This is a genomic window from Hathewaya limosa (assembly GCF_030815255.1).
GTDB lineage: Bacteria > Bacillota > Clostridia > Clostridiales > Clostridiaceae > Hathewaya > Hathewaya limosa.
Map to the genome: position 1 here is coordinate 1 of NZ_JAUSWN010000003.1, position 13492 is coordinate 13492.

General features: G+C 24.9%; 16 protein-coding genes. 13 read left to right on the plus strand and 3 right to left on the minus strand.

All coding sequences use genetic code 11. The features are described from left to right. Positions 1-42: 42 nt before the first annotated feature. Positions 43-438, minus strand: coding sequence for an NUDIX hydrolase (locus tag QOZ93_RS02400; protein WP_307354961.1), 396 nt, complete (start codon positions 436-438; stop codon positions 43-45). Between the two features lie 144 nt (positions 439-582). Between QOZ93_RS02400 and QOZ93_RS02405 the strand changes: the two genes are divergently transcribed. From QOZ93_RS02405 to QOZ93_RS02415, 3 genes are read left to right on the plus strand one after another with little or no spacing between them, the layout of a single operon-like run. Continuing rightward, a complete protein-coding gene (locus QOZ93_RS02405; RefSeq protein ID WP_307354962.1) occupies positions 583-1416 on the plus strand; it encodes a 5'-methylthioadenosine/S-adenosylhomocysteine nucleosidase family protein in 834 nt (277 codons plus the stop codon). Beyond that, entirely contained in the window at positions 1382-2440 is a 1059-nt protein-coding gene (locus QOZ93_RS02410; protein WP_307354963.1) for an SPL family radical SAM protein, read from the plus strand. The genes QOZ93_RS02405 and QOZ93_RS02410 overlap by 35 nt, the downstream gene beginning before the upstream one ends. 17 nt (positions 2441-2457) lie before the next feature. After that, a complete protein-coding gene (locus QOZ93_RS02415; RefSeq protein WP_307354964.1) occupies positions 2458-3162 on the plus strand; it encodes an SDR family NAD(P)-dependent oxidoreductase in 705 nt (234 codons plus the stop codon). Positions 3163-3187: 25 nt separating this feature from the next. Here the strand turns inward: QOZ93_RS02415 and QOZ93_RS02420 are convergent, their stop codons facing one another. After that, complete coding sequence (locus tag QOZ93_RS02420; RefSeq protein WP_307354965.1) at positions 3188-3832, minus strand: hypothetical protein; 645 nt, start codon at positions 3830-3832, stop codon at positions 3188-3190. A 199-nt stretch (positions 3833-4031) separates the two neighbouring features. On the opposite strand from QOZ93_RS02420, the gene QOZ93_RS02425 reads away from it, so the two are divergent. The 10 genes from QOZ93_RS02425 to QOZ93_RS02470 all read left to right on the plus strand — a co-directional run bounded on the left by QOZ93_RS02425 (position 4032) and on the right by QOZ93_RS02470 (position 13083). Continuing rightward, a complete protein-coding gene (locus tag QOZ93_RS02425; RefSeq protein WP_307354966.1) occupies positions 4032-4475 on the plus strand; it encodes a hypothetical protein in 444 nt (147 codons plus the stop codon). Between the two features lie 338 nt (positions 4476-4813). Beyond that, positions 4814-5674, plus strand: a complete 861-nt coding sequence (locus QOZ93_RS02430) for a DMT family transporter (RefSeq protein WP_307354967.1) — start codon at positions 4814-4816, stop codon at positions 5672-5674. 252 nt (positions 5675-5926) lie between these two features. After that, positions 5927-7069: a peptidoglycan-binding domain-containing protein gene (locus QOZ93_RS02435; protein WP_307354968.1), complete on the plus strand. Its 1143-nt coding sequence runs from the start codon at positions 5927-5929 to the stop codon at positions 7067-7069. 178 nt (positions 7070-7247) lie between these two features. Continuing rightward, the gene (locus QOZ93_RS02440; protein ID WP_307354969.1) at positions 7248-7661 is read left to right on the plus strand and encodes an NUDIX domain-containing protein; all 414 of its coding nucleotides are present in this window, start codon (positions 7248-7250) and stop codon (positions 7659-7661) included. A 154-nt stretch (positions 7662-7815) separates the two neighbouring features. Next, positions 7816-8772 carry an ATP-binding cassette domain-containing protein gene (locus tag QOZ93_RS02445; RefSeq protein WP_307354970.1) on the plus strand — a complete coding sequence of 319 codons (957 nt, stop codon included), beginning with the start codon at positions 7816-7818 and terminating at the stop codon, positions 8770-8772. After that, positions 8756-9550, plus strand: a complete 795-nt coding sequence (locus QOZ93_RS02450) for an ABC-2 family transporter protein (protein ID WP_307354971.1) — start codon at positions 8756-8758, stop codon at positions 9548-9550. The genes QOZ93_RS02445 and QOZ93_RS02450 overlap by 17 nt, the downstream gene beginning before the upstream one ends. Positions 9551-9563: 13 nt before the next feature. Then, positions 9564-10349: an ABC transporter permease gene (locus QOZ93_RS02455; RefSeq protein WP_307354972.1), complete on the plus strand. Its 786-nt coding sequence runs from the start codon at positions 9564-9566 to the stop codon at positions 10347-10349. Between the two features lie 421 nt (positions 10350-10770). Beyond that, positions 10771-12201 carry a DUF4153 domain-containing protein gene (locus QOZ93_RS02460; protein ID WP_307354973.1) on the plus strand — a complete coding sequence of 477 codons (1431 nt, stop codon included), beginning with the start codon at positions 10771-10773 and terminating at the stop codon, positions 12199-12201. Between the two features lie 167 nt (positions 12202-12368). Then, positions 12369-12860, plus strand: coding sequence for a DUF2975 domain-containing protein (locus QOZ93_RS02465; RefSeq protein WP_111942405.1), 492 nt, complete (start codon positions 12369-12371; stop codon positions 12858-12860). 16 nt (positions 12861-12876) lie between these two features. After that, positions 12877-13083 (plus strand): helix-turn-helix domain-containing protein, encoded by a 207-nt coding sequence (locus tag QOZ93_RS02470; RefSeq protein ID WP_111944378.1) that lies wholly within the window; start codon positions 12877-12879, stop codon positions 13081-13083. A gap of 48 nt (positions 13084-13131) precedes the next feature. On the opposite strand, the gene QOZ93_RS02475 is transcribed toward QOZ93_RS02470, so the two are convergent. Next, entirely contained in the window at positions 13132-13488 is a 357-nt protein-coding gene (locus tag QOZ93_RS02475) for a hypothetical protein (RefSeq protein ID WP_307354974.1), read from the minus strand. Between the last annotated feature and the right edge of the window lie 4 nt (positions 13489-13492).

A 13492-nucleotide genomic window follows, 5' to 3' on the forward strand; every position in this document is an offset into this window, starting at 1 on the left:
CCAATGGAACTTAAATAAGATGACTCCTGTTCAATACAGAAATCATCTTATCATATAGTCTTTTTTAAAACGTCCTTGACAAAGGGTACATTTTAGCATTTCCAAGACTTTTTCTTTATCGACCCATTTAAGAATACCTTCAGTACAATCTATTAAATTTCCTGTAAAATTATCTGCAGTATATAAAAAAACGTACCAATCTTCATTATCTTTAAATTTAGGAAATGTCATAACTCCCCTTAAAAAAGGAGCCTTTATAATAAGGCCTGTTTCTTCTTTAACTTCCCTAATTATACATTCTTCAGGTGATTCACCTTGCTCTATTTTTCCTCCTACCCCAATCCATTTTCCTTCATGTACATCATGTTCTTTTTTGATCCTATGTAAAAGTAAAATTTTATTATCTTTCTCTATATAGCATAAAGTACCTAACTTCAAATCATTCATCTCCCTATAAAAATTAGTTATATTAATTATATCTAACTTTTATTACAAAAACTATTATTTTTTTACTATATTTTTCAGACTATTTCAAAAATTAAATGTTATAATAGAATTATATAAGATGTGAGGTGACATATTATGTTATATGTATTTACAGCTATGTATTGTGAAGCAAAGTCTATTATAGATAAGCTTAATTTGAAAAAGGATAATTCTATTAAAAAATTTCAGGTATTTAAAAAAGATAATGTTGTACTTACTATAACTGGAATAGGAAATGTATACGCTTTTTCAGCCACTTCCTATATTGCAGGTAAATTTAATATTTCAGAATATGATACTTTTATCAATATAGGAATATGTGGAACTGTAAATAAAAATGTTTCTAGGGGAGACCTTATTATAGGTAATAAAGTTATAGATAGCTTATCACGTAAATGCTTTTATCCAGATATGATTAAATCACATGATTTTCTAGAGGGAAGTATAGAGAGTTTTATAAAAGTAGTTAATGAAAAAGAATTAAAGAATGTAAAGGGTGAATATATAGATATGGAAGCTGCATTCTTTTTTCAAGCAGCCAATATATTTCTACCACCCCATAAAATTTACTGTATAAAAGTAGTATCAGACTATTTAGATGGAGAGTTTTTAACTAAGGACAAGGTATTTGAGTTAATTTCTTATAATGTAGACAAGCTATTAAATTTTTTTGTTGAATTAAATAATTTTTATAAAAAGCCTAAAAGTATACTTTCAGAGAAAGATAAAAATTTAATAGATTCTATAAGTTGTAAATTAAAATTATCTACTTCAATGAAAGAAGAACTTATAAAATTATTTAAGGGATATAAAATAAGAAATAAGAAGATAGATATAGAATTAACTTCATTTTATGATATAGAATGTAAATCTAAATATGAAGGGAAGAAGTATTTTGGAGAAATTAGTGAAAAACTTAAATCTATATAACAATATTAAAATTAAAGAATGTATAAAAGGAAAAGATATTTTACCGACTTTTTCTCATGTTTATGTAGAAGAAAAAGCTTTAAACAATGAAAACACTAAAAAGATATTAGCTAAATTCAATAATTCTAAAGTAATAAAAATAAAACATTATAAAGATATGTTTTGTAGAAGTAATCAAAACTTTTATATTCAAAAAACATCACCTAAAATTATATTAGCATATAAAGAGGGTAATTTAGTATATGAGGGTGCTGAAATGTGTGAAAGCTTTGGAAATGATTATTTTTATTATACATCTTCCATGATGAATTGTTTGTATAATTGTGAGTATTGCTATCTTCAGGGAATGTATCCTTCTTCTAATATAGTTATTTTTGTAAATATAGAAGATATTTTTACAGAGGTAGAGGAGTTATTGAAAATTCATCCTGTTTATTTATGTGTGTCCTATGATACTGATCTTTTAGCCTTAGAAAATATAGTAGGATTTACAGAAAAATGGCTTAAATTTGCTAGTAAACATTCGAATTTAAAAATAGAAATAAGAACTAAAAGTTGTAATTTTAGTTCTATATATAATGTAGAGCCATTAAAAAATGTTATATTGGCTTGGACACTTTCACCTGAATATATAACTGAAAATTATGAAAAAGGAACACCTTCATTAAAAAACAGATTAAATAGTATAAAAGATGCCATTGAAAGAGGGTGGACTATTAGAGTATGTTTTGATCCTATATTATATGTGAAAGATTTTAAAGATCATTACAAAGAATGTATAGAAACTACTTTTAATACTATTTCTGCTGATAAAATCTTAGATGTAAGTTTAGGAGTATTTAGAGTATCTAAGGATTATTTTAAAAAAATGAAAAAGTTACAACCAAATAGTAAGCTTTTATCGTATGCTTTTCATGTAGAAAATGGAGTGTGTACCTATAATGAAGAACATTCCAAGGAACTTATAGCCTATGTTTATGATTTAGTTAAACAATATGTGGCTAAAGATAAAATATTCATATAGAGGTTAGGGGTGATTTTTTGAAAACAGCAATAGTTACAGGAGCATCTTCAGGAATAGGATTTGAAATAGCAAAAAAACTTATTTCTATGAAATATAAAGTATATGGAATTGGTAGAGACTTTTCAAAAATTGATTTTAATGACTCCAATTTTATAAAATTTCAATGTGATATAAATAAGACAAGTAAGTTAGTAGAAATAATCAATAATATAAAAAACCAAGAAGAAGTATATATACTAGTAAATAATGCAGGCGTGGGTTACTTTGGCCCACATGAAGAATTGAATTCTAAAAAAATACACGAAATGGTAAGTACAAATTTAGAGGTACCCATGATTCTATGTCAATTACTTTTAAGAACCTTAAAGAAAACTAAAGGATATATAATAAATGTTTCATCTATTACGGCAAAAATGTCCAGCACTTATGGATGTGCCTATTCTGCAACTAAAGCAGGAATATCTCATTTTACTGAAAGTCTTTTTGATGAAACGAGAAAAACAGGTATAAAGGTTATAACAATACATCCAGACATGACAGAAAGCAATTTTTATAGAAACGCAAATTTTGAAACAGGTGACTTAGAAGACAGCTTTATAACACCTATGTGTGTTGCAGATGTAGTGGAAAGTATCTTAAATCAAAGAGAAGGTACGGTTATAACAGATGTAACTATAAAACCACAAAAACATATGATTAAAAGAAAAAAACCTAGTCTATAATTTATAGAACTAGGTTTTTCAACTCTTATTTAAGTCTATTAAATAGATTCATTTTACCTTCAAAAGTTATATTGATTTTTTTGTTTTCTGTAGTTATCTTTGTAACTTTAATTTTTAATCCTTGTAATTCTTCAAAGGATAATAATATGTCACCTTTTGATTTATGAAATTTTAATATAGGAGTATCTTCTAAATCAGAAAATATGGTTTCTTTTGGAATAGACATAAAGCCTATTTTACCTTTTTTATAATGTAATATTCCTTTACCATCTTTACTTTCCGCTGTGAAATTTAATTTTGCTTCTATAGGAATTCCCTTATATTTTATATGTGAATATACATTTATATTTTCATTTTCAATTTTAACCTTTAACCCTTGTATTAATTCTTTAAGCTTAGGATTTTGATCTATAGTTACTATAAGTAGATCAGTTATTTCATCCTCAGTAAAGTATGTATTGGATTTAACATCTATTTCTTTTAGAGAAAATTTTAAATCATTGGGAATGAATTTTTTTAATAAGCTTTTATCGTTTAGGGTAATATCAGAGTTTATAGATTTCACTGAAGTTTTTGGATAAAAGAAAGAATAGTACGCTATACCTATTAAAGCCATAACTCCAATTATAATACCTAATAAAGAAAAAATAACTTTTTTGCTTTTATTCATAAATTTTCACCTCTTATAATATGTAGTATTAATATAATTTCAGAAGTTTATTATTTAATTTTACAATAAATAAAAGAAAATTTATACCATAAAATATTAAAAAATCCTTGAAATCTATAGAAGAATAAAGTATAATTGATATTATTTAATAATTAATATTAATTAAACGAAGAAAATTTAATTTATTGGGGGATTTATTATGGGGATTGCGAATAATGAAATAAACTTTAATACTATTATAAAAAATTTAGGAAACTCTTGTTTAACAGAAGAAAGATGTAATACATGTAATAAAGAAAAATGCTTAATTGGTTATTCTAAAAAATGTATAAATGGATGTTTTAAAGATGATGTAACATATGTGGAAAGTGGTTTTGAAAATATACCAAGTATAGATACTAAAATATACGAACAGCAAGATATAATAGCAGGTATAAGTGATATTCTTAAACAATGTAGAAGTTGTAAAGAAAATCATTATGATAATTGTATAATAAATGTTTTAAGAAGTTGTTATGAGATCATTTTATTTGGTGAACATCAAGAATATAGTGGAAGTGCATTAGTTTATTTAAATAAAATAAAGGATATAAATGAGGAAATCGGAGATAAAATATTTCAACAATATATGAGTATTAGATAAAAAAATCACTATCATGCAATTTTTAAAGTATGGTAGTGATTTTTATTAACTATGTTATATTAAAATTTTAATTTATCATAATACCAATAGTAATTAGATTCAAAACTATCTTGTATCTGTTTATTCTAAATTTTAAAAGTTATGTTGTGCAATATGAATTATGTATAAATAACTTTAAAATGAACATTTTAATTATATATAAATTAATATGATATGAATAAAAATGTAAGGGCAATAATTTAGTAATAAAATAAAGAAAAACATGCATTCTATAAATATGGTATACTGTAAATATGTTTAAATTATTTATATAAAAATCGAAATGAGAAGGGGATTATATGAGCAATAAGTCAAAATCTGTATTATTTATGCTATTATCTGCCTTATCTTTTGCGTTTATGGCGGTTATGGTTAAATTAGCAGGAAAGGTTCCTGTTTTCGAAAAGGTTATCTTTAGAAATTTGGTTAGTTTATTTATTGCTTTTGCAATGCTTAAAAAAAATAAAGCGCCTATGTTTGGTAAAAGGGAAAATCAAAAATATCTTTTAGCAAGAGCTTTATTAGGGCTTACTGGAATGACTATGTATTTTTATTCTATAGCTCATTTACCATTGGCAGATTCATCTATGTTAAATAAACTGTCACCATTTTTTATAACTATATTTGCTATTATATTTTTAAAAGAAGAACTTACATCTATGAAGGTAATTTCAATGATTGTTGTTTTTATAGGGGCTGTATTAGTTATAAAACCACAATGGAATTTAAGTATTATTCCTGCCCTTGCAGGCTTTTTATCAGCGGCATTTGCAGGTGGAGCATATACTATAGTTAGATATTTAAAAGATAAAGAGGACCCATGTACAATAGTTTTTTATTTTTCTTTAGTTTCTGTACTAGGTGTACTTCCTTTTGTAGCACTTAACTTTGTGTTTTTAACAAAACTTCAATTGTTATATTTAATTTTAACAGGTGTCTTTGCTGCTATTGCACAATTTGCCTTAACATATTCTTATAAATATGCACCTGCATCTGAAGTTGCCATATATAATTATACTAATATTGTTTTTTCAGCTATTATAGGATTTTTCATATGGAGAGAAATTCCAGATACCTTAAGTATTTTAGGGGATATTTTAATTATTGGAATGGCAATGGTAGTTTATTTGCATGACAGAAGAAAAATACAAAAAGATTAAGGCACTTATTACATGAATAATATTTAAAAATTACAAGAATGTATTTTGAAAAGATTTTTAAGAATCATTTCAAAGTACATTCTTTTTTTATAAGGATATAATTTTTATAAGTGTAATCATTCTTTTGTTGAGTACAAGTATAAGAGTATACCAATAAAATTCGCCTATAAACTATTAAAAGTAACAAAAATCGTACAAGTTAAATATATTTATATAGTAGTAGTTATTAACAAAAGATATGGGAGTGGTTAAATGTTCATTTGGATATGGCAGTTAGAAAACCAAGTAAGAAAATATGGAGGAATAAATGGTTTAATCGAAAGATTAAAATCAATGGGAGTAAAAGATGTATGTATTAAATATCACGAAGGTTCAGGTCCCATTGGTGGAGGAATAAACTTTAAAGAAGGTTATAGAAGATATTACAGAAATTTTAAAGATGCAGGATTTAGAGTAGGAACTTGGGGATATAACTACTTTAATCATATAACTGAAGAGTCTAATCTAATTATAGAGGCTTTAAATATTTCTGATTATTATATCTTCGATCCCGAAGTAGATGTTGCTAATAAGTTTAAACAAGCTGAAGAAATATGTAGAAGGGTAAGAAATAGTCATCCTTCTAAGCTTATAGGGTATTCTTCATTTCCTATAGTTTCTTATCATACAGATATTCCTTATTCAGTTTTCAACAAATACTGTAATTTTGCAAGTCCTCAAGTTTATTGGGGTGAAATGGAATGGTCTGTAAGTAGATGTATTGATAGGATGCTTTCAGATCATAAAAGATATGGACTAAATAAACCAATATATCCAAGTATCCAATCTTATAATGTCAGCTATAATTCATATATGGAATATAAAAAATATGATTTTAAAAATACTGGAGTTTGGTCTCTAGATGAAATGCAATCTAATTGTATAAAATTTATAGAAAGTTGTGCAGGTAAGGACTATATACCTGAAGGTAATAAACCAGGTGGTGGAAGTCCTTCAGCAAGTGGCTCAATTAAAGATCTTCAATCTCAATTAAACTCATTAATAAATGCTAATTTAGTTGTAGATGGTATTCAAGGCCCTAGAACTACTGATGCAGTAAAAAGATTTCAATCCTTAATGGGATTATCAGAGGATGGTATTGCAGGGACTAGAACATGGGGTGCCATAAAAGAAATTAGAAGTTATCCTACCGATGGAGTTAAATTTCCACATTACGAATATGCAACTAGATGGATTCAATGGAGAGTTGGCACTAGTATAGATGGAATTTTTGGTCCTAAAACAGAAGAAAGAGTTAAACAATGGCAAAGAGAGTGTAACAGAAAATATGGAACTAATTTAGCTATAGATGGAATAGTAGGAAAAGAAACTTGGAGATGTATGTTTAAATATTAGACTAAGTTTTAAATATGTTAGTTATAAAATATTAATTTATCTTGTTTATAAATAGTACTAAGAATAAAAATTTGTTTTTGAAATAACTTTTTAGTATGGGATAAGTGAATAACTTGTCCCTATTTTTATTTTTTAGTATTATAAATATTAGAAGATTAAAAAAGGGGGAGAAGAAATTATGATACAAGGTAAGGATTATATAGGCGTGGGAGTAGGTGCTGTAATTCTTAATGAAAATAAAGAGTTACTATTGTTATTAAGAAATAAGTCACCTGAAAAAGGATTTTGGTCTATTCCAGGAGGGAAGGTAGAATTCTTTGAAACTTTAGAAGAGGCTATTATAAGAGAGGTAAAGGAAGAATTGGATGTTGATGTGAAGGTTGTAAAACTTTTAGGAGTTACTAATCACATACTTAAAAACGAAAATGCACATTGGGTTGCACCTAGTTTTTTAACTACTATTGAAAATGGGGAAGTTCGCAATGTAGAACCAGAAAAACATTTAGAGGTAAAGTGGTTTTCTTTAAATAAGCTTCCTGAAAAATTGACATTAACAACAAAAAAAGCTTTAGAATATTTAAGAAATATATAACATAACTAGAATAAATTGTGATATAATGTAGAAATATAATTATTGTTTTGAATATTCGGTTAATTATTTACGGTTGTTTTTTAAATTTGTATATAAATTTCTAAGTGGAGTGATAAAGTCACTATACCTAAAAACTTATATATTATAAACACTGTTGCAAAATTTAGCTAAAAATAAAAAAGAAAGGTATATTACAATGAATGTTATAGAAACTACAAATTTAAGTAAGGAATATTTTTATAACAATACTACAGTAAAAGCATTAAATAAATTATCACTAAATATAAAAGAAGGAGAAATTGTTGGATTAGTAGGGCCTAATGGTGCAGGAAAAAGTACTGCTATAAAATTAATATGTGGAATTTTAAATCCCAGTAATGGAGAAGTAAGAGTACTTTCTAAAGATCCTTTTAAAAACAGAAAAAAATTATGTTATGAATTAGGTGTAATGTTTGGACAAAGGTCATCCTTATGGTACAACCTACCTGTAATAGAATCCTTGTACTTAATGAAGGATATTTATAATATTTCTACAGAGGATTTTAATTATAGACTTGAAAAATATGCACATAGTTTAGACGTTACATCACTTATAAACAAGCCCGTACGTAAACTATCCTTTGGTCAGAGAATAAAGTGTGAACTTTTAGCAGTAATATTACATAATCCTAAATTAATTATTTTAGATGAGCCAACTATAGGACTAGATGTTCTATCCAAGCAAAGTTTAAGAAATATATTATATGATATTTCTAAAGAAAATAATTCAACTATATTAATAACAAGCCATGATCTACATGACATTGAAAAACTATGCAGTAGAATCGTTTTTATAAATAAGGGAGAACTCCAACTTAATTTAAATAAGGATGAACTTTGCACAATCCTAAAAAATACAGTAGTGATATATATAGAAAGAAATAGTACTAATGAAATATTAACTAAATCAAGTTTTTATAGAGATAAATCTGAAAGTAACTTTAAGTTTGTAATGCCTTATAATGAACTTCCTAATTTCCTTAATGAGAGTTTTGAAAAAGTTGGAGAAAATATTAATTTTAAAAAGGAAGTACCTTCTTTAGAGGATATCTTATATGAATACTATAAATAGATATTTTAGATTAATAATTAGATATACAAAACTCTCTATAGCAGATTTAGGGCAATTTCCTTTTGAAATTTTAATGAAAATTATTGCTTTAAGTTTTCAAGTATTATTTATATGGCTTTTTTGGACTTCCATAACGAACCTTGGTGTTTCCTATACAAATTGGAATAAATATGAGATTTTTATTTTAACAGGATGTGGCACTATATCTAGTTCTGTATCTCAACTAACCTTTGGTTTTCGTGATATAGAAGAAGTTATTTTAACTGGTGATTTAGATAAGTTTCTTATGAGACCTGTTAATCTTATATTTTCCATTATGGCAGAAAAGTTCTTTATTTTTTGGGTTATTGCAGAATTTATAGTTGGACTAGCTATAATTTTAGTTGCTAAAATTGCAGGAAATATAGCTTTACACAATATAGTACCAGCTTTAATCTTAATATTCATTGGTACTTTTGCATTAAGGTTTATGTATGGAACCATATCTATATTATGTTTTTGGGTAGGAAGGATAAGTTCTCTTCGGGATATCATATTTTCTATAGATATTGCTAAAGATTATCCCATTGACATATTTAATACTACTATGATTAATCTTTTAACATATGTTTTTCCTATAAGTTTACTTGCAACATATCCAGCTAAAATACTTTTAGGAAAGGTAGACAATGTCCTATATATAATAATAATTTCTATTATGTTATTTGTATTTTGGTTTATAATTTTCAGAATAGTTTTAAAAAGAGCTTTGCTAAAATATCAATCCACAGGATCTTAAGTAGGTGATAATTATGAAAAAATATTTTAGAAGTTCATTACTAACATTAAAGGATTACAAGCATTTTTCTATAGACTTTTTGTATAGTTTATTAGCTATACCTATTCAAGTATTTGTCATTTATTTATTTTGGAAATATTCTCTACAAAATACAAAGGTATTATCATATACATCTACATCTTTATGTAAGTATTTTGTTTTTATAAATATAATTCAACTTTCATGTTTTCCTGCAATGATTGTTACTTATGAAGTATGGAATGAAATTAATAAAGGAGATATAAGTTTATGGATTTTAAAACCAATAAGTTATCCCTTATATGTATTTTCAAAGAAGTTTAGTGAGTTTTTAATAAAATTTTTACTTGCAACAGGCTTAGTGGAAGTAATTATGATTTTTATGGGAATCTCTTTTAATTTTAAAGATTTTACATTAGGTACTTTATTAAGTTTATTAGGATTTATACTATTATTTCAAATACAATTTGTAATAGGTCTTTGTACATTTTGGGTTGGTAAGGTGCTAACACTTAGAGATAATATTATGTACCTAACATTTTTACTAGGAGGACAACTTTTACCTATAAATATGTTTCCTAAAATAATTCAAAAAGTTTCTTTGATTTTACCTATGCAGTACATATATTATGTGCCTTCTAAGGTACTATCTAATACCTATAATATGTCTGAACTTAGTTTATATATTAAAATTGAATTAGCTTGGGTAGTGATATTTTCAGTAATTATTAAATTACTATGGAATAAAGGATTGAAGCGATATTCTCCACAAGGTGGTTAAAGAAACAATTTAAAACTTCAAATGTTGCAATCTACAAATTAAATTGTGAAGAAAAGTTAGAATTTGAGATGGAAAATTATAATGATTTTTTAAAAGAGGAATCTTTAACTTTATAATAAATATTTAAATAGAACCTTTTGAATCTATGTGTTTTGATAATAGATTCAAAAGGTTCTATTTTAGATTTACGATTTATGCTAATAGGCTTTACATATATATTTTGTGGTTCAACTTCAACATTATAATAATTTTGTCATATAAAATCTACATATTCCCATTAACAAATATAATATAGCTAAATAAGTAGGTAAACTAATAAACAATATATTTTTATTGATAAACAATAAAAATATATTGTATTTCATAAAGGAATGTGCTAATCTTAATTTATATTATTTGTTAATTATAGGAGGAGTTAAAAATGAAAGACAATCTTTCTAAAGAGGTAATTCAATTAAAACTTAAAATTCTTTTTATATCTATTTTTTTAGGAATTTTAAATTATAATTTTATAACAGCTTATAAGGGCATATGGTATCCTTTCTTTATTGCAGTTTTAATAATTGTTTTTGTTTTCAATATTGGTATAAAAAATAAAAGTAAATTAGGATATTTTTTTCTATGTATAGGTTTTATTTTATCTATAAGTTTTGCGATATACTCAAATCCCATATTTAGAGCTTTAAATACTTTGCTTATACCACTTACTATAATTTCATCTTTTATTTTACTTACTTATGATAATATAGAATTTAAATTTGGAAGCTTTGTTTCAATTCTTTTAAACAGAATCTTTAAAGAATCATTATTAAATAGTTTAGATATTCCATTTATAACTAAAAATTTATTTAAAAAAGGGGATATAAAAGATGCCTCTAATAAATTTATATCTATATTGATAGGATTACTTTTAGCAATTCCTATACTTATAGTGCTTTCTCAAATATTATGTGGAGCTGATGGAATTTTTGCTTATTATTTAAGTAACCTTTCTTTTGATATCAATAATAGGTTTTTTAATGATATACTTCCTAGAGTAATACTTAGCATTCTCTTTACTATATTTATTTTTGGATTATACAGTAGTTTTACATGTGAATTAAAAAGAAAAGAAGCAGGAGAAAATAATATTTTCAAATTTAACAGTATTACTATTATTACTCTTCTTTCTTTAATATCTGCGCTATATATTATATTTACTAAAATTCAAGTTACTTATTTATATGGTGGTAGGGTTTTACCAGAAGGTTTTAATTATGCTGAATATGCAAGAGAAGGATTTTTTCAATTGGTATTTATAGTATTTATAAATGTAGTTTCTATAGTATTTATAAAAAGCAATACTAAAATAAAAACACCAGTAGGAAATAGAATACTCTTAGGAATATATTCATTAATTACTCTTTTAACTTTTAACATGATGATTTCGGCATTATACAAAATGAAGTTATATACTGAGGCTTTTGGATTTACACGTTTAAGAATTTTAGTAACTGTATTTACTATATTTTTAGGTATAATATTAATATTACTTTTATTGTTTATTTGGAAAAAGATAAATATATTTAAACCAACAATAGTTTTAGGATGTATTATGTATGTATTTATAAATTTCTTGAATTTAGACGCTTTTATAGTAAAAAATAATGTTAATTTATATACATCTTCTGCAAAGATAGATCTTAACTATTTAACTATGCTTTCTGCAGATTGTTATAATGAAATTGGAAAAGCACATAGGATGGGGTTAATTTCTGAAAAAGAATATAAAGAATGGAAAGGATTAAATAAAATAAAAATAACTCATTGGTATGAATATAATTATTTTACAAATAAATTAAACAAAAAATAATATTAGTTATAAAAATAAAGTTTTCTTAATATAAGTTAAAATATTTAAATCATAATATTATGTTATCGACAAACAATAAACAAATATTGCAAATCAATAATAGCTATGATAGTATTAACTTGAAATATTTATGATATTTGTTTGCAAAAAGGCGGTGAAATAGTATTATGAAATGTTTGGATAAAAAACAATTATGTAAAGCAGTAGAAGTTTCTTTAAACCTTATTTTAATTTTTGGTATTTTTATGACTATTACAGTATATTACAATACTTTTTTCAGAGATGTTAAAAATTTAGAGTTAAATACATGTATAGTAGCCACATTATTGACCATTGGAATAGTATGTATATTTTTAATCGTTTTTCAACTAAAGAAAATAATGATTACTTTGACTAAGGGGAATCCTTTTGTATGGGAGAATGTAAAATCTTTAAATAAAATTTCAATAGAATGTTTTATAATAGCTGCTTGTTATTTAGGTAATTTTATTGCTAATCTAGGTAAAGATACTTATAGATTTATTTATATAGATTCCAAAGGAATTCATACGGATACTGAACTTATAATCTTTATATTTGCAGGAATCTTTATTCTGATTTTGTCTAAAGTATTTAAAGAAGCTATTAAATATAAAGAAGAGAATGATTTTACCATATAAGAAGGGGAAATATGTTATGTCAATAATAGTAAATTTAGATGTTATGATGGCTAAACGCAAAGTTTCCCTTCAAGAGTTAGCTGAAAAAGTAGGGATAACTAATGCAAATTTATCAATTTTAAAAAATAATAAGGCCAAGGCAATTAGATTTTCTACACTGGAAGCCATTTGTAGGGAATTAGATTGTCAACCAGGAGATATTTTAGAATATAATGATGACTAAAAAGGTTATACGGAAATAATAAAAATTATTTTCGTATAACCTTTTTATTTAATATCTATTTTCATCACTATAACATACCTTTAATACAAGTTCATTAAATATAAATTGTATCATAAATATCAAAACCACTAATATGTACTTAAGAGCTATATCATTGGATTTAAATTTATATAAAAACATTATTGAAAACAAGCTTAATAAAATAATTTTAATAATTAATAAAATTGTAATTTTATTATGTTGTTCCTTACCTATATTTTTCTTACTAAGTAATTCCATAAGTTTTTCACTTAATAAAATGTTTACAAAAGTATTATTATATTGCTTTTTTATAAATTTATAAAAGCCCATAAATAAGAAAGTAAACATTATTCCTATTAAAAATGCTGTTACATAGAAAGCCATGATA